This is a genomic window from Nostoc sp. ATCC 53789, assembly GCF_009873495.1.
In the GTDB taxonomy this organism is placed as follows: Bacteria; Cyanobacteriota; Cyanobacteriia; order Cyanobacteriales; family Nostocaceae; genus Nostoc; species Nostoc muscorum_A.
In genome coordinates this window covers 2,543,366-2,567,530 of the sequence record NZ_CP046703.1, presented here as the reverse complement: position 1 = coordinate 2,567,530, position 24,165 = coordinate 2,543,366, and the positions used below count along the sequence as shown (strand labels likewise).

15 protein-coding genes are annotated in these 24,165 nt (G+C 41.8%); 13 read left to right on the top strand and 2 right to left on the bottom strand.

Features of this window, described 5'->3' with window-relative positions:
• Positions 1-4 precede the first annotated feature (4 nt).
• From GJB62_RS10545 to tilS, 6 genes are all read left to right on the top strand, one after another.
• Positions 5-568 carry a Uma2 family endonuclease gene (locus GJB62_RS10545; RefSeq protein ID WP_114083794.1) on the top strand — a complete coding sequence of 188 codons (564 nt, stop codon included), beginning with the start codon at positions 5-7 and terminating at the stop codon, positions 566-568.
• A 405-nt stretch (positions 569-973) separates the two neighbouring features.
• A complete protein-coding gene (locus tag GJB62_RS10540) occupies positions 974-2,743 on the top strand; it encodes a DUF3352 domain-containing protein (RefSeq protein ID WP_114083795.1) in 1,770 nt (589 codons plus the stop codon).
• Positions 2,744-2,976: 233 nt separating this feature from the next.
• Positions 2,977-4,038, top strand: a complete 1,062-nt coding sequence (ccsB, locus tag GJB62_RS10535; RefSeq protein WP_012412189.1) for a c-type cytochrome biogenesis protein CcsB — start codon at positions 2,977-2,979, stop codon at positions 4,036-4,038.
• Positions 4,039-4,174: 136 nt separating this feature from the next.
• A complete protein-coding gene (locus GJB62_RS10530) occupies positions 4,175-4,483 on the top strand; it encodes a KGK domain-containing protein (RefSeq protein ID WP_114083796.1) in 309 nt (102 codons plus the stop codon).
• 291 nt (positions 4,484-4,774) lie between these two features.
• Entirely contained in the window at positions 4,775-5,128 is a 354-nt protein-coding gene (locus tag GJB62_RS10525) for a KGK domain-containing protein (RefSeq protein WP_114083797.1), read from the top strand.
• Positions 5,129-5,203: 75 nt separating this feature from the next.
• A complete protein-coding gene (gene tilS, locus GJB62_RS10520; protein ID WP_114083798.1) occupies positions 5,204-6,199 on the top strand; it encodes a tRNA lysidine(34) synthetase TilS in 996 nt (331 codons plus the stop codon).
• Positions 6,200-6,327: 128 nt separating this feature from the next.
• Here tilS and hmpF read toward each other — a convergent pair whose 3' ends face one another.
• On the bottom strand, positions 6,328-8,088 hold the full coding sequence (gene hmpF, locus GJB62_RS10515) for a pilus motility taxis protein HmpF (RefSeq protein ID WP_114083799.1): 1,761 nt from the start codon (positions 8,086-8,088) through the stop codon (positions 6,328-6,330).
• A 409-nt stretch (positions 8,089-8,497) separates the two neighbouring features.
• Here hmpF and GJB62_RS10510 point away from each other — a divergent pair, with 409 nt between their 5' ends.
• The 6 genes from GJB62_RS10510 (at position 8,498) to GJB62_RS10485 (ending at position 21,041) form a co-directional block, all read left to right on the top strand.
• On the top strand, positions 8,498-9,694 hold the full coding sequence (locus GJB62_RS10510; protein ID WP_114083800.1) for a response regulator: 1,197 nt from the start codon (positions 8,498-8,500) through the stop codon (positions 9,692-9,694).
• 213 nt (positions 9,695-9,907) lie between these two features.
• A complete protein-coding gene (locus GJB62_RS10505) occupies positions 9,908-10,273 on the top strand; it encodes a response regulator (RefSeq protein WP_069073698.1) in 366 nt (121 codons plus the stop codon).
• A gap of 13 nt (positions 10,274-10,286) precedes the next feature.
• Positions 10,287-10,817: a chemotaxis protein CheW gene (locus GJB62_RS10500; protein ID WP_114083801.1), complete on the top strand. Its 531-nt coding sequence runs from the start codon at positions 10,287-10,289 to the stop codon at positions 10,815-10,817.
• Positions 10,818-10,831: 14 nt separating this feature from the next.
• Positions 10,832-13,762: a methyl-accepting chemotaxis protein gene (locus GJB62_RS10495; RefSeq protein ID WP_114083827.1), complete on the top strand. Its 2,931-nt coding sequence runs from the start codon at positions 10,832-10,834 to the stop codon at positions 13,760-13,762.
• 189 nt (positions 13,763-13,951) lie between these two features.
• Positions 13,952-19,663 (top strand): response regulator, encoded by a 5,712-nt coding sequence (locus GJB62_RS10490; protein WP_114083802.1) that lies wholly within the window; start codon positions 13,952-13,954, stop codon positions 19,661-19,663.
• Between the two features lie 1,033 nt (positions 19,664-20,696).
• The gene (locus tag GJB62_RS10485) at positions 20,697-21,041 is read left to right on the top strand and encodes a DUF1815 family protein (RefSeq protein WP_012412199.1); all 345 of its coding nucleotides are present in this window, start codon (positions 20,697-20,699) and stop codon (positions 21,039-21,041) included.
• 436 nt (positions 21,042-21,477) lie between these two features.
• On the opposite strand, the gene GJB62_RS10480 is transcribed toward GJB62_RS10485, so the two are convergent.
• A complete protein-coding gene (locus GJB62_RS10480; protein WP_114083803.1) occupies positions 21,478-23,547 on the bottom strand; it encodes a CHAT domain-containing protein in 2,070 nt (689 codons plus the stop codon).
• Positions 23,548-23,664: 117 nt separating this feature from the next.
• Between GJB62_RS10480 and GJB62_RS10475 the strand changes: the two genes are divergently transcribed.
• Positions 23,665-24,165 (top strand): thioesterase family protein, encoded by a 501-nt coding sequence (locus GJB62_RS10475; RefSeq protein ID WP_114083804.1) that lies wholly within the window; start codon positions 23,665-23,667, stop codon positions 24,163-24,165.

Below are 24,165 nucleotides of genomic sequence, written 5' to 3'. Positions count from 1 at the left end.
TTTAATGAATACTGTTGTGCTAAATCTAGAACCGATTGCTCATTTAAGCGATGAGCAATTTTATCAATTGTGTGTTGCCAATCGTGATTTAAGCCTAGAGATGAATGCAGCCGGAGAATTAATAATTATGCCACCAGTCGGAGGAGAAAGTGGAAATCAAGAAGCAGATTTAATTACAGACTTAAATAATTGGAATCGTCAAGCTAAATTAGGGAAAGTTTTTAGTTCTTCAACTATCTTTATACTTCCAAATGGTGCAAAACGTTCTCCTGATGCTGCTTGGGTAAAATTGGAGCGCTGGGAAGCTTTAACACCAGAACAACGAAAAAAATTTCCGCCACTTGTACCCGACTTTGTGATTGAACTGCGATCGGAGACAGACCGGCTGTCACAGATTCAAGAGAAAATGCAGGAATATATCAAAAATGGTCTGCGTTTGGGTTGGCTGATTAATCCTCAAGATCGTCAAGTCGAAATTTACCGACTTTTAAAAGCTGTAGAAGTTGTGCAAATACCGGGGATTGTTTCTGGAGAGGATATATTACCTGGATTTGAGTTGCAATTATAGGTTGTCGCAAAAAATATTGCAGTCATTATGTGGTGCAATGGCGTATCCGCCCATCATAGGCGATCGCTACCGAGCAAAGCCAAATAGCTTAAATTAACTTGCAGCTTTGTCCAGTTAGTTATATTCTCTAATTGCTTGGAATCACAGATTTACTTGCGAAAATCTCCGAATGAGGCATTAATCTGAGCGAAACGTCCTACGAAATTCAACAAACCGTGTTAAAAATGGTAACTGAATCAAAAACACGGCTTTTGAAAGACTAGGGAAGATTGATTACCGAAGTATCATCAACATTTAGGGTGGAAAATTTAATCTAATTAGCTGTCCTAAAGAATGGTTAAACCAGTTGGTGTACTTAACTAATCAAGCAAGTAATAAGTTTGCAAGTATAAGGTATAGGTTTCGATGGCACCGCCTCTTGTGTCTGTTCCAATGAAGAAAAATAAGAAACCCTCTCTGGTGCTGACGCTCTCGGCTGCTGGGCTATTAATTGGTGCAGGGAGTGTAGCATACTGGTTGTTAAGCCAGAGACAAATATCTTCCAGTGATTTGCTCGTAGGTGCAAATATTATTCCTGGTGATGCACTGTTTGCGGTTTCTCTGACAACAGATCCCCAGCAATGGCAGAAATTGCGGGAGTTTGGGACAAAAGAAACCCAAGCAGAACTGGACAGAAATTTAGTAGAATTGCGCGATCGCTTTCTGACTAATAATGGTTACGACTTCCAGAAAGATATCGCCCCTTGGGTAGGCAATGACGTTACAATCGCAATTCTTGCCCCAGCAACAGCAAGCAAAGCTGTACCCAAACCAGTTACCACGAATGAAGATGCTGGCAGTGATCAGCAGTCGATGGTAATGGTATTACCAGTAAAAAATCCAGAAATCGCCAAAAACATTTTGGCACAACCCAAAACCCTTAAACAAGGCAAATGGATTGACCGTATTTATCAAGGGATCGCCATCAAACAAAGTGAGGGGCAAACAGGGGAAAACTTATCAGCAGCATTAATAGATGGGCGTTTTTTAGTTATAACTGATAGTCCTAAAGCCACAGAACGAGCGATCGATGCCTACAAAAATCAAACATCCCTGGCGACAACAGGGGGCTTTGCTGAGAATTTTCCGAAAATTGCCAATTATCAACGCTTTGGCCAGTTTTACGTCAATGTGCCAACAGCAGCTAAAATAGCCGCAGCTTCTCCAAACCGCCCTTTACCCGCTCAAGTTTTAGCTCAACTGCAAAATAACCAAGGTTTAGCAGGGACAATGACTTTAGAGGCAGAAGGAATCCGCTTCAAGGGTGTTTCTTGGTTAAATCCTAATAGTCAACGTGTGCTGGCAGTGGAAAATAAAGCTGGGAAAATGCAAAGTCGCGTACCAGCAGAAACCTTAATGATGCTTTCGGGAGGAAACTTACAGAGGTTATGGGGAGATTACGTTTTAACATCTCAAGGAAATCCCCTCTCACCGATCGCACCAGAACAACTCAAAGGTGGGATAAAATCTCTTACCACTCTAGATTTAGATAAGGATTTGCTCAGTTGGATGAAAGGCGAGTTTTCCTTATCAGTGATTCCTAATACTCCCAAAGAAGGTTCACCAAATGATTTTCGTGCGGGTTTGGTGTTCATGGTACAGGCCAGCAATGCCTACGGTGGGCAAAGCCTACGCAATTCAGCCGAAGCATCCATAAAACAATTGGATGATGTGATGAGAAATCAATACCAGTTCCAAGTGCAACCTGCAAAAGTTGCAGGGCAACCTGTTGTCAACTGGGTTTCACCTTATGGTACTTTAACTGCCACCCACGGTTGGTTAGATGGAGATGTCGCCTTTTTAGTAGTGGGCGCTCCCATCACTGATAAAATTGTTCCCAAGCCCAACAACACACTAGGTAGCACGATCCCATTCCAACAAACAGTTCCTACAGAACCAAATCCAACAAATGGTCAATTTTTTCTGGATGTGGAACGAACTGTGAACAATTTCCCTTTACCAACTCTAATTCCCAATCAACAAACTTTGCTAGCTGCAACACGCTCGATTGGGATGACATCTGCTGTCAGCGACAGTCGTAGTAACCTCTACGACATTTTTATAGCACTCAAAAAAGTTAGTAATACGACTCCCTTGCCTAGTCCAGAAAGCAATAATAGCAACTCTTCTAGATAAGAGAGCAGGGGGCAGGAGGCAGAGGGCAGGGGGACAAGGGGACAAGGGGGCAAGGGGTGAGAACTTGAAACAAGTCTTTCCCCTTGTCCCCAATCCCCAATTCCCAATTCCCAATTCCTAATTCCCAATTCCCAATTCCCAATTTCCAATTCTCCTATCCCATAACCCTGTAAACATATAGGATCAGAACAGTCAGAATCGATATTTTAAATCATCCACGGAGAGAAGACTTTATGAATCTGGTTGTACTCCAGAACTGGCTGGACAATGCCTCCTTTGCCATATTATTCCTAACAATGCTGGTGTATTGGGGAGGAGCGGCTTTTCCGAATCTGCCTTATCTAGCCGCTTTGGGGACAGCTGGGATGGCGATCGCTAATTTGTGTATGGCGACTCTACTAGGGGCAAGATGGATAGAAGCTGGTTACTTTCCCCTAAGTAATCTCTATGAATCCCTGTTTTTCTTAACTTGGGGAATTACCACTGTCCATCTAATTGCTGAAAGTAGTAGCCGTAGCCGCTTAGTAGGAGTTGTTACAGCTCCGGTGGCAATGTTGATCGCTGCTTTTGCGACAATGACATTACCATCCCAGATGCAAGCGTCAGAACCCCTAGTACCTGCCTTGAAGTCAAATTGGCTGATGATGCATGTCAGCGTCATGATGTTGAGTTATTCTGCTTTGATGGTGGGTGCATTATTAGCGATCGCTTTTCTGATTGTCACTCGCGGTCAAAACATCCAACTACAAGGTAGTTCTGTAGGTACTGGTGGCTATCGCAGTAACGGCTACCGCTTACACAAAGCAGCTGAACTAATTTCTCAACCACCAGCCCCTTCTGCTGAAAATAACGGCTTTGCTCGTTTTGAAAGTAGTAGCAACGGCAACGGTAACGCTAATACCGCCGTTTTGAATTTAGTAACTACTTCTGAACCTCAAACCGTAGCATCAGCCGAACCTCTTTCACCTCAGCGCCTTAGCCTTGCCGAAACCCTCGACAACATCAGCTATCGCATCATCGGACTCGGATTTCCCTTATTGACAATTGGCATTATTGCCGGTGGCGTTTGGGCTAATGAAGCTTGGGGTTCTTACTGGAGTTGGGACCCTAAAGAAACTTGGGCATTAATCACCTGGTTGGTGTTCGCCGCCTATCTCCACGCCCGAATCACTCGCGGTTGGCAAGGCCGCCGTCCCGCAATTTTAGCTGCCACTGGCTTTGTTGTTGTTTGGATTTGCTATCTCGGTGTGAATCTTTTGGGTAAAGGTTTGCATTCTTACGGCTGGTTTTTTTAATAACCTCACCCCTAACCCTCTCCAGCAACGGAGAGGGAGAAAGGAGGAGATTTAAATTTACTATTATCTCTTGGGAATTATTTCGGATGAACTGTTATATCACTGGAAAATATAGATTTAGTGATAGGACATTTTTATGGAAGATGGATTTGAGAGACTTAATCACGATGAAGTTGTGTCTATAGAACCAGACACCTTTAATAAATTAAATATTGCTAAAACTTTTAAAGTCCGTGATTTGATTACCGCAATTAAGGAATATATTGGAGCGGAAGAAACAGACGAAGTAAATTTGTATACCCAAGGATTAAATTGTGAAGTTTTGCAATTTAGTACTCAGGGATGGAAAAAAGGAAAAGTTAGACTTGCTTTAGAATTTTGTCCTGATGAATCTGAGTCCCCGCTTGATGAGATTTTTCAAAAGCTCAAACAAGTAGAAAAATAAAATTATTTGTTGTAATTGATAATTTAATTATCAATTACAAATAGTTATAAGTCCTTTTTTAGAAGATGAACAATATGGTTCAGACTCCAGTTAAAAAACTAACTATTGCTTGAAAACCGATACTAAGTCCAAAAATTTACGCGCAATGACCGAATTATCTCTACGAATTTCCCCGAACTAGAACTAGCTCTTAAAGAAGTTGTAGCTGCAAGCCAAATCCCAAAACTATGAGGATTTATAATTAATTTGTCTCTCCTGGGAACTATAGATTTAGTTACAGGAGCAAGATTTATGAATGATGAATGGGAACCTCTAAATCCTGAAAAAGATGTTGTGCATTTTCACCAAGAAGCGTTTGAAAATTTACCCCGCACTCAAATAGTCTTTCAGCTTTTAAAGGAAGTAAAAAAAATTTGGGAAAAGCACTGTACCTCATCAGGTTCAAGAGTCTTTGACGAAGGATTTGAATGTTATGTTTTAATACCTGGTCAACAATGGCGGAGAGGTAAAATTAGAGTCCGCCTAGAATTTTGCCCTGATGAAACTGAAATTGAAGAAAAACAAGAAAATAATCGCTTAGATATCAATCCAGAAAGTTCTCCGCTCGATGACCTTCGTCAGCAACTCAAGGAAGGTGAAAATTAATACCCAAATCGTAATTGTCGATGCACGTGATATAAGAGACAATTATCTGTGTCCGTCGGCGCTAAAAAATCCAAAATGGTATGGACTCCTCTACACGCAAAAATACATCGCACCATCCGATCGCGCCACTTGTTTGAGCGCAACCAGCGACTATTAATCGCTGTCTCCGGCGGACAAGATTCTTTGTGTTTAATAAAATTACTTTTAGATTTACAATCCAAATGGGGATGGTATTTAGGTATTGCTCACTGCGACCATCGTTGGCGTTCTGACTCTCAAGCTAATGCTCATCACGTTGAAAACCTAGCTGAAACTTGGGGTATATCTTTTTATTTAGAAACGGCGAACGAACCTATAAATAGTGAGGCTGCTGCACGCGATTGGCGCTATCAAGCTTTAAGTGCGATCGCTCAAGCAAATAATTATCAGTATATAGTTACAGGACACACCGCCAGCGATCGCGCCGAAACTCTCCTCTACAACTTAATTCGGGGTACTGGTGCTGATGGTTTACAAGCCCTGACTTGGCAACGCCCTCTGACTACAGGCATTATGCTAGTACGCCCACTTTTAGAAGTCACTCGAATACAAACAGAGCAATTTTGTCAAGAGTTTAAATTGCCAATTTGGGAAGATTCCACTAATCAAAATTTGCAATATGCCCGCAACCGCATTCGCCAAGAGTTGTTACCATATTTACGGGAAAATTTCAATCCCCAAGTAGAATCAGCCTTAGCTCAAACAGCAGAACTTCTCCAAGCAGAAGTAGAATATCTCGAAAAAGCTGCCCAGCAGTTGCGGGAAAGGGCTTTGGGCATAGGGGATGAAGAAGATGCCCTTATTCCTCTTCTTCCCTTACGGTTAAATCGTCGGGTATTACAGAAAGCATCATTGGCACTGCAACGTCGTGTGATGCGTCAGGTGTTGCAGCAAATACTTACTGATGCAGCGAGTTTTGAACACATTGAGAAATTAACGGCTTTAATTACAGCGCCAAACCGTTCGCAAACCGATCCATTTCCTGGTGGTGCGATCGCTCAAGTAGAAGGAGACTGGATTTATTTAAAATAGTTAGGAGTTAAAAATAGACATCTCCAGAAATTAAATATGCATTACCCAGAAACCTTGTAGAGACGTAGCATTGCTACGTCTCTACTTTTTCGGAGATGTCTAATCTTTAATTCATCACTCCTAACTTATTAAGACGCTAATAATTCTGGCTGAGGCATTAAACCTTGGAGAGTGTGGCGCAACTGGGCGATCGCTTGGACTTGATGATCGCCAGTTTCCTGGAATTTATCCAAAGATTCTGCAATTCCTTGCAGCTTTTGCCGTAAGCCATCAAGAGAATCCTGAATTGGTTGTAGTGCTTCTTGATAAAGATTCACTCGACCACAACATTCAGCAGTTGTTCTTCGCAGGGAAAGCAAATTTTCTTCGATCGCTTTTAGTTCTTGGCGCTTTTCATCCAAATCGTGGGTTTGATTGTCAATCATTCCCTGATTTAGCTCAACACCAGAACGGATTTGATCGATTTCACGTTCTAGCTTTTGGATTTCCTGGGAATATTGTTGTCTCTGGGTTTCAATTTGTAACAGAACTGGTTCTAAATTGACTTTATTACCATCATGTTCCTCAACAACAGTATGTCCTTGTCGCCGTAGTAATACAGCTTGGTGTTGCTTGAGAAACTTCTGATGCTGTAACATATTGCGGCGTTGTCCCACCAAACTGGAGTTTAGCATCTGATAGAGGTCTTTTTCATCTGTTAATTCCAGTTCCAAATTGATGTGATCCTGGTCAGATGCTTGGCTTAATTTATTTTGCAGTTCTTCTATAGCTTCTTGTTTATATTCCAGTTCTTGTTCCTGATCGTGAACAAAGGTAGCATCTATTTCCAGTTTATGCTGCAAGTCTTGGACTATCTTTTGTAGTTCTTCTAAAGGCATTTTATCCAAAGCTTCCACATTCGCTTGCTGACCGAGAACTACATCACTAGACGTTGCAGCTATAGAGTGAATTTGTTGATATAACTCTTCAGCGTTTCGTAACTGCTCTTTGATTATCCGGGCATACTCTTGCTTGCTAGTCAGGTCAGCTGTATTTATTTGCAACTGGGCTGTTTGCTGAACTAGAGTATTTTGTGCTTCTTGCAATGCATTTTGGCGATCGCTAAATGTTTGTGACAACCGCTCCACTTCTTCTTGCTGTTGTGCGATCGCTGTTTTTTGTTCTTCTAGTTTTTGCCAGTGCGGGTTTAGAGTCGCTTGCTGCTTTTCCACGAATTCAAAAGCCAGATGCAGGTGTTCCCTGACTGTTTCTGTGGGAGCTACGCGACTAGATAAGCGATCGAGTAACTCACTCATTACCCGACTTTGCTCTTCATCCAAAACCGTCCCCTGTTTAAAATCTGCTTGACGTTCCTCTAGACGGCGCTGCTCACCCCGCAAATGTTCCCAAGCGCCTTCCAATTCTAGGCGGTTGCGTTCAACTTCTGTTTGTAACCGTTCAATTTCCTGGCGAGATGTGTCAACTTCTTGTTTTTGCTGCTCTAGTTGTTGCAACTCCTCTTCCATGTTTTGCAACTGTTCTGAGCGTACTTCCATATCCATTTCACGGCGATTCAACTCTTGCGCCTGAAACGTTAACGACTGTTTCCACTGATCGATTTCATCTTCCTTGAGCTTAAATTTCTCCAATTGGCGGGAAAAATTCTGCAAAATATTGACTAGTGGCCGCCCTGCTTCTTGAATTCGCTGCACTTGACGATTTGGATTCAGTTCAACCAGTACCAAAGCGCCATCATTTAATTTGCTTGCGTCCTCAGCAGCAATCACTTCTTCCGACACAGTACTCCAATTCTGGTCAGTTCGCTGACAAGCTAGCAGTTTCAATTCAGTTTTGCCGCTGCCACTGAGTAAACCACCTTTCTGTTTTTGTACTTCTGCTAAATACAGCACACCGTTAGTCCTTTATTGATGCACTTAAAGTTCGTGTTTTGGGATATACCTTAAATAATTCTGTTAACTTGTCTCCCTGAACCCAGGTTTAGGAAAACAAGACAGACAAAACTATAGACGCAATATATTACGCCTTGATATTAATAAAAGCGATTTGGTCACGCCTTTATATTTTGTACTGATGACAGTGATGATGACTTCCGTGTTAACACTAGCTTTGTCAAAGTGTATTACGAAAGATTAAGGTTTATAGTTGAATCTATTCCCTAATGCCAACAAGGAGAAGGGTAAAAATCTTGCCAATACTCCATAATCAATACTTAAACTACCTGCTCTAAAAATGGAAAAATTGCAGGACACAATTCAAAAATAATATTTAACGGCATTACAAGGAGTACTTTTTAGGTAAATGCAGGGAAATTTAAGTGAAATTGATATTTGCAGTATCCTGCAATTGATTGCGTTGGGACAACGAACTGGACAACTATGGGTAGAAGCTCATAGCTCTCACCATAACAACAAGCTGAGTGGAGAGGGAGCAAACATTTATCGCCCCAAACAACAGTCTTGGTTCGTCTTTTTCCTCAATGGTCAAATTATCTATTGCCGAGAAGGTGAGAGTAATTTATCCAGAATTAACGATTATTTACGTCATTATCGAGTCGAGATGCGACTCACCGACAAACAGATTGCCTCTCTACCATCAACCGACTCACCAGAGTATGCCTATCTGTGGGCACTTTTGGAGCGAAATATTATCAACCCCAAGATAGCTGGTAGTATCATTCACGGCTTGGTGCATGAAACTCTCTTTGATCTGCTGAGTTTACACCAAGGGAACTTCATTTTCCATCAGGGTGCGGCACTTGCCCCACAATTAAACACTTTCGAGATTGCTCCATTTGTTACAAAAATTACGAAGCAGGTGCAAGAGTGGAAAGAACTCTATCCGCACATTCAGTCTCCCGAACAATTGCCAGTGCTATCTGACAAAGTTCAGCTACAATCATCGCTACCAGAAGCAACTGTAGAGAAATTACAACATTGGGCTGATGGTAAAACATCCTTGCGTCAACTGGCTCGCTATCTCAACCGAGATATTTTGACAGTTGCTAAGGCAATATATCCTTATGTGCAACAGAGTTGGCTCCAACTAGTATATTCAGCCACAACTAAACCAGATACCCACAATGAGAACTGGGAATTGAAGGGAAAACACAGGGGGCGGATAGTATGTATTGACGATGCGATCGCCATCGGTGAGACTATAAATTCGATCTTACAACCACAAGGCTATGAAGCGATCGCTCTCACCAATCCCTTAGAAGCACTGAGTCTGGTTTTTCAACTCAAACCGGATTTAATTTTGTGCGACATCGCTATGTTGGAATTGGAGGGGTACGAGGTTTGCGCCATGTTGCGACATTCCACAGCATTTCGGCTCACACCGATTATCATGCTTACTGGTAAAGATGGATTTATTGATCGAGTCAAAGCTAGTATGGTCGGGGCAACAGATTATTTAACAAAACCATTTACCGACACTGAATTACTCATGATTGTAGAGAAATATCTCAAAATAGAATTCTATGAAAATGGGGAGTAGGGAATAGGGAGTAAGGGCTGGGGGAAAACATAACTTGTTGATCTACTAAAAGATCAGTTAAAAGATGTTATCACAGAGTCAGCCAACTCAGTGAAACCTCAATATCCAGGAAAATAGTGAGAACATACAATTAATTTATACAGTTAATAATTGCGGAGGAATCAGGGAATGTTCCAAATAGGAACGTCTACATCAGGAGGTAAATAGACATTTATGAGTACAGTTCTGATTGTGGAAGACAGTATCGCGCAAAGGGAGATGATTACAGACCTCCTAAAAGCAACTGGCCTAACAGTTACCCATGCCAGCGATGGATTAGAAGCATTGGAGGCAATCCAAATAGCACCTCCCGATTTAGTGGTGTTAGATATTGTCATGCCCCGGATGAACGGCTACGAAGTTTGTCGGCGGTTAAAATCCGATCCCAAAACCCAAAATGTCCCGGTGGTGATGTGTTCTTCCAAAGGCGAAGAATTTGATCGCTACTGGGGCATGAAGCAGGGTGCAGATGCCTACATAGCCAAACCGTTTCAACCAACCGAGTTGGTAGGAACAGTCAAACAACTGCTGCGAGGATAAGGATAAAAGCAATATGGTCAGCAAACCGGACTTTTTAAGTGGTAGCGGTCAAGACCACTTCCGACCAGAATTACAAGTGGAAAGTCCTGAAGGTGAGTTACATTTGAGATTTTACATTCCCTCGCATCAGGAGTTTGCACTACAAGCAACTGGCATCCGGGAGGTAATTGAACTAAGTCCTGATAGAATCACCCCGATTCCTAATGCTTCTCCTTTACTTTTGGGTACTCTAAATTTACGAGGTCGAGTTATTTGGGTGGCTGATTTGGGTCAATTTCTGGGGGAAGCAAGTGCATTAAACACGGATAGAGCAGAAATTTCGGTGATTGCCATCGAGGAGCAAGACACAATAGTGGGTTTAGCAGTAGAGGAAATCGGTGGTATGGACTGGTTGGATGTCCAGAATCTTATGCCACCAACTGGTGTTCCAGATACTATGGTTCCCTTTCTACGTGGAGAGTGGTTACTAAGTACCAAAAATAATCAGTGTCTACGACTGCTCGATCAAATGGCAATTGTACGGAGTGCTAGGTGGGCAGGATGAAATTGGAGGAGGAAATGGCAGCAAGTATTGATAATTACGAACCAACATATCAACAGGCGATGACCGCCTATGTTCAAAGGAATTATGAGGTTGCCGCCACTTTAGTTGATCAAGTGGTGCAAAATCTACCAAATGACCCCAACACTCATTTGTTAAGGGGTCACATCTACTATGTTTTGCAACAGTACGATGTTGCAAAAGAAGAATATCAACAGGTATTAAGCTTGACTAACGAACAAGAAATTATTGGTTTTGCCAATAATGGAATTGAGAATATCAATCAATATTTACAGTCATTCGGTGGACAGATTGATACATCAGGAAGTCAAGAGCAGATAAATTCCTCAGAGATGTCCGATCCACTGGCATATAGCGAACCAGAATTAGAAGATTTGGAAGCTAGTGAGGAGTTTGACAGTAATAACCTTGATTTGAACTTTTTTGGAGAGCCTCAAGAAACTGTGGATGGGGTTACAGAACTATCTTCAAATAGTCCATTTGACATCCCCACAGAAGATAGTATTGGAATGGGAAAAATCTCAGATTCTTCTATAGCTTTTGGTGACGACCCTTTTGCTTTGGATGAAGAATCAGAGGAACAAAATTTAAATAGCAGTAGTTATGAGGAAAAAACAGAATTAGATTTGCCTGCTTTTTGGCAGGAAGATATTTCCGAAGAGAGCCATGAAGAATCATTAGTAAATAGTCAATTTTCAGAGAACGAGATAAATCGCGATCATGGAAATTCAGCTATTGACAATAATAATTCTTCATCTTTTAATTCACAAACTAGTAGTAGCGAAAATAATTTCTCTGATTTGTTGAGTGAGCCAAAGTCTTCAGAGTCTAGGATTGGGAACTTAGAATATAATAAATCTAATTTTGGAGACGAGACTTTACTTATTGTTGTTGAAGAACAACCTATAAATAGTTCGACAACTACAAATAACAATAGTAGATATGATTTGCCTGAAACCGAAGCACATGATTGGTTGAAGTCACAAAATTTGGAAGCAGAGCAAGATTTTCAACCAGAATCATCTGATAATTATTCATCTTTTAAGAGCGATATCCCTCTGAAAGAAAAGCAGATGAAATCAAGTGAAATCATCAGCAAAAATAGCTTTGATGATGAAAATTTTGATATGGAAGCATTTGAGTCTGCCTTTGGCTCAGATGGTTTAAGTTCTTATGAAGACTCAAACAATATACTGAATGGAGAAAATTCTAAGAGCAATATTGACTTTTTAGATGACTTTGAAGAATTTGACGATTTAGGAAACATTCCAGGGTTTGACCTGATCGAAGAAGATTCTAACTTCGGTGATGCAGCAATGTATTCTGCTCCAGCAGAAACTAGTGGCAGTGTACGTCAAAGCACGGATACTTCTGGAAGCAATGCAGCCGATCGCGAAGAGGAACTATTTTCGATGACTGGTTCCCATGAAGGAGTTCCAGTCTTTAGCCAAACAGATGTCTCGAAACTAGAACCCAACGTTAGCGTCGAGCAAGGCTGGTTAGCACCATTAGAAAATGCTTCTATAGAACGGAAACAATGGTTGATTGCTGGAAGTGTGGGCATTGTCTCAGCGCTAGTTGTAGCCACAGTTAGCTTTGTCGCCACCACATTTTCGCCAGCCCAACAACGTGAATCAGTACGAAACACAGGTTGGGCAATGTCCCTAGCAGCAGGAATTGCCGGTTTTACCACCGCAGGCTTTATGGGAAATCTTGCACTCAAACAAATTCGGCGCACAACCAATGATCTGCAAGCTCAGTTTGAAGCTGTACGCCAAGGAAATTTGAATGCTCAAGCCACAGTGTTTTCTGAAGATGAATTGGGGCATTTATCCACTGGCTTTAATGAAATGGCGCGGGTAATTTTCACAACGACAAGTGAAGCCCAACGGAAAGCTGATGAACAAGAGGAAGCCAAGGAAAACCTGCAACGTCAGGTGATTCGCCTTTTGGATGATGTGGAAGGAGCTGCTAGAGGCGATTTAACAGTCCAAGCTGAAGTGACAGCCGACGTACTAGGAGCCGTAGCCGATGCTTTTAACCTGACAATTCAAAACCTGCGAGATATTGTGCAACAGGTAAAAGTGGCAGCGAAGGATGTAACAAAAGGTGCAACCAACTCTGAAACCTTTGCTAGAGCCTTATCTAGTGATGCTTTGCGTCAAGCAGAAGAGTTAGCAGTAACGCTGAATTCTGTACAGGTAATGACCGACTCGATTCAGCGAGTCGCAGAGGCGGCGCGGGAAGCTGAAACCGTTGCTCGTGATGCTAGTACGATCGCTCTCCAAGGTGGTGAAGCGGTAGAAAATACCGTCGCAGGTATTTTGGAAATTCGAGAAACCGTTGCCGAAACCACTCGCAAAGTGAAGCGGTTGGCGGAATCTTCTCAAGAAATTTCTAAAATTGTGGCGTTGATTTCGCAGATTGCTTCCAGAACCAACTTGTTAGCACTCAATGCTAGTATTGAGGCGGCAAGAGCGGGAGAAGCTGGACGCGGGTTTGCGATCGTAGCAGATGAAGTGCGCCAGTTAGCAGATAAATCTGCCAAATCCCTGAAGGAAATTGAACAAATTGTGATGCAAATCCAAAGCGAAACAGGTTCTGTAATGACCGCGATGGAAGAAGGCACACAACAAGTAATTAAAGGGACAAAATTGGCAGAAGAAGCCAAGCGATCGCTCGAAAATATTATTCAAGTGGCGAATCGTATTGATATTCTTGTGCGCTCTATTACCAGCGACACTGTGGAACAGACTGAAACCTCCCGCGCTGTCGCTCACGTAATGCAATCAGTAGAACTAACTGCACAAGAAACTTCCCAGGAAGCACAGCGAGTTTCAGGTGCCCTACAACACTTAGTAGGTGTATCCCGTGACTTGATCGCCTCCGTTGAACGTTTCCGAGTGGAAACGATGGAAACCAGATAAAAAAGTTAGGAGTTAGGAGTGAGGAGTTAGAACTAAAAATCACAACTCACTACTTGAAATAAAGTTAGGAGTTAGGAGTAAAAAGTTAGCAATAAAAATTACAACTCATAACTCATAATTCATAACTCACAACTCATAACTCATAACTCACAACTAACAACTAACAACTCATAACTCATAACTTTTGCTATGCTGCCGGAACAACAACAGCGGATTTTGGGTTACTTTATCGAAGAAGCCAGGGATCACCTGAATACCATTGAGCAGGGGTTACTGAATCTAGAAGGTACCCTGAACGACCCGGAAATGATCAGTGAAGTCTTCCGGGCGGCTCACTCCATCAAAGGAGGAGCGGCGATGCTTGGATTGACTAGCATCCAGCATACCTCCCACCGTCTGGAAGATTGTTTTAAAGTTCTTAAAGATAATCCGGTTCAGATTGACCAAAAGTTAGAGTCTTTATTTCTTGGTGTATCTGATACCCTAAAATCGCTGTTAGAGCATTTGAGCGGGCCTTACGGTCTTTCTGAAGATGCAGCGAATACTTTGATGTCAGAAACAGAGCCAGTCTTTCAATGGTTGTATGAACATCTAGAACTACTTGTACAACAAGGAAAAAGTGGAGTATCTAGCAATCCTGACGCAACAGAATTACACACAACCTCTGTAGAGAATGTCTCCACACTTACAGAACTTTTCCTGCGGCGAGATATTCCTAGCTTGGCAGAAGACACCCATCAGGAATCTCCAGAAATATCTGTCTCAGTAGCACCTCAGCAGGTGCGAGACGCTAACGCTGCGCTATCGCCAGTCACCGCTAAAGAACATAATAATTGGGGCGAGTTTCAAGCCCAAGTGCTGCAAACACTGCGAGAAATGTTGCAACTGTTTAAGCAAACCACAACACCCTCAACTCGGCAAAACCTTCAACAATGCTGTTACCAATTAGTCAAACTTGGTGAAACTTGGAATGTGTCCAAGTGGTGTGGTTTGTGTCAAGCAGCAGCTAGTGCGATCGGCAATCCTGAAAATAGTTATCTGACTTTAGCTAAAATTGTCATTACCGAAATCAAGCAAGCTCAAGAATTAGTCCTGCAAGGTAGAGAAGCCGAAATTGCAATTAGTCAGCAACTAGAAGCACTTTTGAGCTTGGCAGAAATTGATCTGTTAGAAGTTACTCCTGATTTGTTTGATGAACAGTCTGCGGTTTTGACAGAATCATCAACTACGTCAGAGGCAATTTTTGAGGGTAACACCGAGCAGTTAGACCTAGCCCAAACAACCGAGGAACTTAATCTAGATAAGGATACTAGCGATAGCGCAGCATTAGTGAGTCCGCGAGCGTCTGGTTACGCCAACGTCAAAGGCGATCGCCCCTATGTTCAACAAGGGACACCACTCAACGCTGCAACTCACACTAGTTTTTCTTTCACCACACATGACGAAGCACATCCAATCAGTAACAATCTTGACCCCAATGGGCCAGAGGTAGGAATAGCTGAGTTAAATACCCTTGCCGATTTATTTGCAGGTGAGACTCCCGAATTAGATGAAAGTTGGCATCAAGAAGAAACTTTAGATATTGTTGCCAGCGATGATTTTGGAATTGATTTCAGCAACACTGACGCTGAGGATGCTCATAGCGATTTATCTGACTTACTCTCCTTGGATCAAGTAGCAACTACAGCCACGACGGAAGATTTATCCCTGTTATTTGGCGACAATTTCTTAGAAAAAGAGAATTCAGAACCGCAACATCAACAAACATCTGCTACGATTCCAGAGTTAAGTTCTATTAACGTACTTGATATAAATTTAGACTCTTCTTCCGAAGATTTACAAGAATTTATTGATATTCCAAGTGAGACAAACCAGCTTGCTGGTGTTAACAAAAACGATGTAGTTGAAGATTTATTGACACTGGGGCTAGATGATGATATAGAACTGTTGCCTACAGATGAAGTAGCTCAACCAGAAACTGAGGCATTCGCTAATGTGGAACTATCGACCAATCAAGCAAATAGTTTTGATAACTTATTCTCAGAAACTAGAAATGCAAATTGGGTAGAAGCAATTACCCCTAGTGACTATATAGAATTACCCCAGGAAACAGGGTTCTCTTCAGACAATCTGTTCGCTGAAATGGAAGAAGAGACACTACTGCCTACAAGTGAATCAGAAATCGTTGATTTATTTGATATATCTACAGTAACAACATCTGAATTCTCTCAATCAGAAAATGATCTGAGTAGCTTCTGGAATCAGGAAATTACAGAGGAACAGGACGATTTCAATTCCTTAATTGAGCAGAATGTAGAAAGGGCGTTAGAGGAGAGTTTGTTTGCTACAACTGATGATATTTTTGCTGACAGTCAGCAACCTATACCTTCTGATAGAGCTAGTTTCGGCTTGGAAGAATTGGATATCAATTTCCAGCACGAAGAGCAGCTAGATTTGATATTCTCATCAGATTCTGGAGATGATTTATTTGATGAATTAGCACAGAGTGACTCAGCTATTTCCTCGGTAATCAGCAATACCTCCACGCCGGAAATGCCTTTTTTCACGCAGCATCTAGGGGAAGAAACTCTTAGAGCGCAACAACCAGAAGCTTTAGATTTTGCTCCAGAATTTACTCATCAGCCCTCAGAAATATCTGCTGTTGATCTGGAACTTGATTCATTCGGCTCTTTCGATGAAAATCCGCAACTGCTGTTTGAAGATGCAGTTACAGACTCAACCTATATTCAGATGGAAACCACAGAGAATACTGTGGATGAACTATCTCTTACAGGAACTTTAGATTCAGTCCAAGCACAACCAGATGATTTGTTCGGCTCTTTCGATGAAAATTCACAACTGCTGTTTGAAGATGCAGTTACAGACTCAACCTATATTCAGATGGAAACCACAGAGAATACTGTGGATGAACTATCTCTTACAGGAACTTTAGATTCAGTCCAAGCACAACCAGATGATTTGTTCGGCTCTTTCGATGAAAATCCGCAACTGCTGTTTGAAGATGTAGCTACATCAACCTATATTCAGATGGAACCCACAGAGAATACTGTGGATGAATTATCTCTTACAGAAACTTTAGATTCAGTCCAAGAACAACCAGATGATTTGTTTGGCTCTTTCGATGAAAATTCACAACTGCTGTTTGAAGATGTAGCTACGGACTCAACCTATATTCAGATGGAACCCACAGAGAATACTGTGGACGTATCTCTTACAGAAACTTCTTTAGATATTAGTTTTGGTGACACTTCAAATTCAGCCCAAACAAACTTAGAAAATTTTGAAACGGAAGAGAACAATAACTTAGAAACTGCTTTTGAATTACCAATAAACCCGGATTTAGACGACACACATCTGGGTTTTGCAAATGCTTTATTATTTACAGAAACTGCTCTATTAGAAGCAACAAACCAGCAACAATTAGAAGAAAACGCGGCAACAATTGATTCGCAAGATGTCAATGATTTCACACAAACGATTATTCAGGAAGATGTAGAAACCGATTTATATGATTTAGGAGAGATATCTGAATCTGTAACAGTGTCAGAGGACGAAAATGCTATTCTTGCCTCAGATGAAGAATTGGTAACTACAGAAACCGTTGAATTAGTTGCTCCAGAAGATGATTTTGCAGACTTGGAAGCATTACTAGGAGAGGAAGTAGCACTTAACTCCAAAGCTACCTCAATACCAGAAGTAGATTTTGCAGCCCTGGAAGAATTGCTCGGTACAGATAACGACAGCAATGTCCACGACGGGCTACGCCAACGCCAACCCTTCAATACTCAACCAGTCTTGGCGAAAAATGACGTTCCACCACCAGCTATAGATGAATTTGGTGACTTGGAGAAGTTGTTGGCAGAAGCGGATCAAACAATATCCCATTCACCAGCAGCAAAATCGAACACCAGCAAACCTCCCCGTCCCTCTACTCGTCGGGCTGCAAGATTCGAAGAAACGATGAAGGTTCCAGTTAAGCAACTGGACGATATGAGTAATTTAGTCGGGGAGTTGGTGGTAAATCGCAATACCTTAGAGCAAGATCATGAACGGCTGCGGCAGTCATTAGATAACTTGCTGATTCAGGTACAACAACTCTCGGATGTGGGCGCAAGGATGCAAGAGTTGTACGAGCGATCGCTCTTAGAAGCCTCTTTATTAGCTGGACGCAAAAAGAAAGACTCTGGCTTGCAAGCACCTGATTTCAATGCTGATAGGGGTTTTAGCGAGTTAGAAATGGATCGTTTTACTCCCTTCCATACACTCTCACAGCAGATGATCGAACGCATTGTGCGAGTCCGTGAGTCGGCAAGTGATATTGATTTTGTCACCGAAGAAACCGAGCGAGTCGCAAGGCAGTTCCGCCAAGTAACCACCCAGCTACAAGAGGGATTAACAAGAGCGCGAATGGTTCCTTTTGCCCAAACTATCGATCGCTGGCGGCGAGGAGTGCGCGACAACGCCATCAAATGTGGCAAACAAGTGGAGTTGGTAATCGAAGGTGGTGATACCTTAATTGACAAGATGATTTTGGATCATCTGACCGATCCATTAACTCACATGCTGAATAATGCGATCGCTCACGGTATTGAAACGCCAGAAGAACGACAAGCTGCTGGTAAACCACCTGTGGGAATTATTACTATCCGTGCCTTCTACCAAGGCAACCAAACGATCATTTCTGTAGGCGATGATGGCGCAGGTATCGATTCCGCCAAGGTTAAGGCTAAGGCGGTGAAGATTGGCATGATTACAGAAGCGCAAGCAAAAGCCATGTCTCGCCTGGAAGTCTACGATCTGCTATTCCAGTCTGGTTTTACAATCAAAGACCAAGCAGATGAAATTTCCGGTCGTGGTGTCGGTATGGACGTAGTGCGTTCTGAGATTAGCGAAATTCGGGGGACAGTGAACACCGATTCTGCGATCGGTAAGGGAACCACCTTCACGATTCGTCTACCACTGACTTTGAGTATTTGTAAAGCTCTCTGCTGCGTCTCCGATCGCTCCAGGATCGCCTTCCCGATGGATGGTGTAGAAGATACGCTAGATATACCAGTGAAAAATATTCAGCACGATGCCAATGGACAATCATTTATTTCCTGGCGCGATACAGTACTACCATTCCGACCCCTGAAGGAGCTTTTAACCTTCAATCGCCAAATCAGTCGCGGTAATGTCTATGGCGGTACGCGAGATGATGATATGGTTTCTGTGGTTGTGGTGCGATCGGCAAATACCTTGATTGCTCTACAGATTGACCTGGTGTTAAGCGAACAAGAAATTGTAATTAAGCAATTTGAAGGCCCAGCGCCTAAACCCATTGGTGTCGCTGGTGCTACAGTCTTGGGTGATGGTCGGATTATGCCTATTGCTGATGTGCTGGAAATAATTGACATCTTCCAGGGACGGATTTCTACACAAATGGGTGGCAATTCTTGGCAACAGAAAGGGGCTCCCATAGACACCTCTCCTGCGAAGATTGACCCGACAGTGCTGATCGTCGATGATTCGATTACAGTCCGAGAATTGCTATCCCTGACATTTAACAAAGCCGGTTATCGTGTAGAACAGGCGCGTGACGGACAGGAAGCTTGGGATAAACTCCGCTCCGGTCTGCCTTGCGATATCGTATTTTGCGACATCGAAATGCCCCGTTGCGATGGTCTGGAATTACTCTCTCGCATTCAGAAAGACTCTAACCTCAACCACCTACCGATCGCTATGCTCACCTCGCGGGGTGCAGACAAACACAGACAAATTGCAGCTCAACTCGGTGCTAGTGGCTACTTTACCAAGCCCTATCTTGAAGAAGCTCTCCTCGAAGCTGCGGCGCGGATGTTAAAAGGGGAAAAACTTGTTAGCACTACGAGCAATGTTTAGTCGGTAATGAAAAACTCCATCCAATACTTTTCGGTTAAGGGGGAAAGGGGAAAGGGAAAGGGTTTGAATTTCCCTTTCCCCATTACCCTTTAACCTTCCCCCAGACCAAAAGAGAGATTATTGGGTTTAACCGAAAAGTATTGAAACTCCATCCCCTTTTGGGTGGAGTTTTGAGGTATAGGGAAGAGTTACTAATGCCCATGCCGACTTTCAATAAAAAATAATTACTCAGTTTGAGTAAATAATCGAAATACACTATACATAGATTTTTTGTGGCAAAACCAAACTAAAATAATTATCTTTCCAAATTTATCTGTTTTGGTTCGTACCACTTTTTGAGGATAATCCCAAAATAGCTGAAAATATTGCCTAAATGGCAACATTGCTCTGCTGAGTTTAGATACTGTCAGTGTTAAGGTGATCCATTCTGGATTCTACACTCAGACTTAATCTATCGGCTACGTGAAGGTTGTATAAAGTACTATACTTAATCTTCTTTTAGTACTGGATCTAAAATTTACACTGTCATCTGCTCAACTTTATATATACGGGAGGAAGAAATTTGGTATACCTAATTATTGGTCTATACCAAAATCTACGTTAGAAAGAGAACAGATTAAACATCTAAGCAAGAGACACTATAACGATGCAAAACTACGTTATAGACTTAAATGACACTGAAATCGGCTGCACATCATCAGTAAAAATTAAATATGAAGCTTTTCTGTACTTGACTAGTGCTAGATTTAAGTTACTCTTAAAGCGGAATGCTTCATGTAAGAATCTACCCTGACAGAAGTGTATAAAGATATAGTTAAATTTAGCAATTCTGTCCGAGATTTTTAATTTGCAAACTGAATAGTTTGATACGGCGCTCAAAACCCTGATCTACTACCCTAAACAAGGTAGTCAATTAACGACTCAATATTATCTGTCTGGTAATTGTATTGAATAGTTTACAATACCAGTGGATGAGAAAATCTAAAGAAAATATAAAAGAAACTCAAATGACTGTGGTGTCTGGAGGACAAAAGTGTTTCTGAGACTAGCACATCAACATCGACAATTCGTCCAAGACTTGGTAATGAACCTGCAAGCCTTGGCAGTCGTATTAGAGCGGCGCGGGTATCCTGCTTCTTGTTATACCTGTGGCGACCAAATGAATAGTGCATCGTTTATGGTTAGCTTGGGTGATAACCACCTGATTCGGTTTTTGGTGTCCGATTACGGGATTACTTGGACGGAAATGCGGGATGACCGCGAATTAATGAAGCTAGAAGGCGCAGAGGCAATTAGCCAACTCGACGAACTGGCTGATCTTGTCAAGCAATCTATGCAAACCGATACAGACTCTAAAATTCTTGCCAAGAAATATTAAGGTTCCAAAGGTCGATCGCAAATTAGAAATCGATTATCGGTAATTGGTAATGATGGCTTAGTTAGCGATCGCTCTTAGTCTGTTCTCCATTACCATCAAGTGATTGGCTTGTAGCCCATCGCCTATTTTTTTCTATCTGCTAAAACCTCACGAGCCTGATTTTGAGCTTTTAGCTGAAAGTTAAAATGCACTGTTAATCAGAATTAGCATAATAATTAGTAATTACTAATTCATAATTCCTAACTAAAAAATAGGTTAAGAAAAATCATAACTATCAAGCAACCAACATAATTATGCTTGAGTTAAAACCTGTTTACATAAAGAAATTATGAATTATAAGTCATGAATTATGAATTTTTAATGAATTTTTTTTGGTGGGAATCAGCCACAAAGTTGAACAAGGCATCCTTTGACAGAGATGGGAAACGGTCAACACCTAAAGTCCATTGCCAATTAAAATAAAGGATGCCCAGTAGTACGGGTGACTAAAATTACTAACTGCTGCCACGGGTACATTGTGGCTTCTTATTTTCCAGTCTCCAGTAATTAATGAGACTTGAGCTTGTCGTAAGGTTTCAGCTTTAGTTAACTTATCGGTGGTAAGGATACCATAAAAAGCACTCATAAGCGCTTGTGTCCCACCATCATCTACAGACCACAGCGAAGCGATCGCGGCTCTTGCGCCGGTTTGTTGCATCTGATAGCCAAAGCCCAAAATTTCCTCACCGTTACCTAACTTACCTCCCAAGCCGGTTTCACAGGCACTTAACACTACCAAATCTACATGGGGGAGTGACCAAGTGGCGACATTTCTCAAGTTAACGCGATCGCCATTTCCGAATAAAATAAACGAATCTTCTGGTTTACCGACCACAAAGGCTGCATGAGTCGCTAAATGGACAATTGTATAATCATCCATTTGGGGTACAGCGACTTTGGGGCTAAAAGCATCATCTAAAAGCTTCGTAGTTTCAGGAACCGTAGCAGCTAAGTTTTCCACTTCTTGCGTTGCAAAGGGCAAACCAGCAAAAGCAACCTGTCGATTTCCAACTTTAATTTGATAATTACCTTTAGTAAAAGCACCAGCTAAAACCCGCAAAGTAGATTCTTGTGGGGTATTTAAGTTAGTCAGACTGACAGATGTAATGTGATTGACACCCAAACGCTGCACTAGCCATTGTTTGCCATCATATAAAGCAGTTAAAGGAATATAGCGTAATTGCTCATCTGGAGCGTAAATCAGAGTTTGTGTACCTGATTGCTTCAGGTCTTTTTCTATAGGTTTAATTAGCCAGTCATACAATTGGCGTGCAGGTGCTTTGATATTTCGGCTGGGGTTGATTAAAGCTTGGCGGAAAGTACCAATTGTTTGATGGAGATTTTCGCGTTTTACAGCAACAGTGCGATGAATCGGTGGGGATTCAGGAGTGACTAATACCAATTCCAAGCTATCTTTTAAAATCAGTGGATAGAGGATTGCAGATTTTTGAGGCAATCTCGCCAAATTATCCCGAAGTTCGTTGAGATTCTCCAAATCCAAATTTTGCCGCCTAGCTGTACGGCTAATTTGCTCTATCTGTGCTTTCACTGAAGGACTATTGATAAATTCGTTAAATTTATCCAAAAGTTGCTGTTGATTTAAGACTAATTGCTCAATGCGTTGTTTCTGTTCGAGCGATCGCTCCTTGGGAGAAATTTTCCGTAGTGTTGTCAGTTCTTTACCCAACACAACAGCACTATCCAAGGTTTGATCCAACTTTTGTTTAATTGGTTTTTCTGTAGCCGCTATATTAATACCTTTGACAGTACGTTGATTACCTGGCACAGTCTGGAGATATTCTTCTAGTTCTTCAACTTTGAGTAAATCCATTGTCCTTTGTGCTTCAGCAACACGTTCTTGTTTGAGCAATTGTTCACCCAAAATCCGATATGTCTGGCTAACAGTTATGCTGTAAGCATTTGGTTGTGGCGCACTCAGTGCTGATGGATTCAAGCGAGCTTTTTCACGATTAATTAAGCAATGCTTGTAGAAAAAAATTGCTAACTCTGGTTGATTTTGGATATCAAATAAGTAACCTATATTACTGTAGGTTTTGCCAAGTCGAACAAGATCCCCAAGTTCTCTATTAATTAATAGAGCTTGCTGGTAAGATTTAAGTGCTTCAGGATACTTTCTTTGAGTTTGGTAGACTCTGCCGATGTTATTGAATGTTACCGCTTCCCAAGAGCGCTCTCCACGTTCTCTAGTAATGGCTAGTGCTTGTTGTAATCTCTGCAACGCTTCTTCCGATTCACCTTGCCGAGATTCTTTGATAGCTTCTTCATTGAGCCTTTCAATTTCTAAAAGCTGATTATTCTGAGGTAAAGCTTGAGCTTTTTCTCCAAAGTTATATTTCAACCTTGTATTTGTACTTACCTGGTTATTGTCTGGGTATGCCATCCCAAAACCGAGAAAACTAAGTATAGTTAAAGTAATAAGACTAACATACTGGAGATTAGGCTGCATAACAAAACACTCCCTCTACTCGGAAGTGTAAATATTAAATCAATTAAGTTATGGAACGCAATGAATTTTTATGCTATTCCATATTTGGAAAATTTATAGGTGCTTAGAAAAGTGAAAATGTCACAAGAAAAACCCAGCCAACCAAAATTACCACCCACCACCGCCCTTGACAATCCATCAAGTCATGAATTTGGGAATTGGTTTGAATATCCCGTGAGAGTGCAACCCCACCACACTGATTATGCAGGTGTTGTGTGGCACGGTTCTTATCTAGCTTGGATGGAAGAAGCGCGGATTGAATGCTTGCGATCTATAGGGATTGAATTTGCTGATTTAGTTGCGATAGGTTGTGATTTACCAGTTGTAGAACTGTCGTTGCGTTATCATCGTTCAATTCAATTGGGTATGGCAGTGGTAGTAAAAACGCGCATGGCTGAGGTAACAGGTGTCCGAATTAATTGGGATTATGCCATTGTCTCAACTGATGGACAAGAATTATACGTTACTGCCAAGGTGACTTTAGTAGCTTTAGATCGCGAAAGAGGCAAGATTATGCGTCAGTTGCCGCCAAGTTTTAAGGATGCATTAGCCAAGATTTCAGCATTAAATAATGATTGA

Bases quoted from the DNA above. Each gene is read 5' to 3' on its own strand.
- GJB62_RS10545 (WP_114083794.1), top strand. From the start codon at position 5: ATGAATACTGTTGTGCTAAATCTAGAACCGATTGCTCATTTAAGCGAT.
- GJB62_RS10540 (WP_114083795.1), top strand. From the start codon at position 974: ATGGCACCGCCTCTTGTGTCTGTTCCAATGAAGAAAAATAAGAAACCC.
- ccsB (WP_012412189.1), top strand. From the start codon at position 2,977: ATGAATCTGGTTGTACTCCAGAACTGGCTGGACAATGCCTCCTTTGCC.
- GJB62_RS10530 (WP_114083796.1), top strand. From the start codon at position 4,175: ATGGAAGATGGATTTGAGAGACTTAATCACGATGAAGTTGTGTCTATA.
- GJB62_RS10525 (WP_114083797.1), top strand. From the start codon at position 4,775: ATGAATGATGAATGGGAACCTCTAAATCCTGAAAAAGATGTTGTGCAT.
- tilS (WP_114083798.1), top strand. From the start codon at position 5,204: ATGGTATGGACTCCTCTACACGCAAAAATACATCGCACCATCCGATCG.
- GJB62_RS10510 (WP_114083800.1), top strand. From the start codon at position 8,498: ATGCAGGGAAATTTAAGTGAAATTGATATTTGCAGTATCCTGCAATTG.
- GJB62_RS10505 (WP_069073698.1), top strand. From the start codon at position 9,908: ATGAGTACAGTTCTGATTGTGGAAGACAGTATCGCGCAAAGGGAGATG.
- GJB62_RS10500 (WP_114083801.1), top strand. From the start codon at position 10,287: ATGGTCAGCAAACCGGACTTTTTAAGTGGTAGCGGTCAAGACCACTTC.
- GJB62_RS10495 (WP_114083827.1), top strand. From the start codon at position 10,832: ATGGCAGCAAGTATTGATAATTACGAACCAACATATCAACAGGCGATG.
- GJB62_RS10490 (WP_114083802.1), top strand. From the start codon at position 13,952: ATGCTGCCGGAACAACAACAGCGGATTTTGGGTTACTTTATCGAAGAA.
- GJB62_RS10480 (WP_114083803.1), bottom strand. From the start codon at position 23,547: ATGCAGCCTAATCTCCAGTATGTTAGTCTTATTACTTTAACTATACTT.
- GJB62_RS10475 (WP_114083804.1), top strand. From the start codon at position 23,665: ATGTCACAAGAAAAACCCAGCCAACCAAAATTACCACCCACCACCGCC.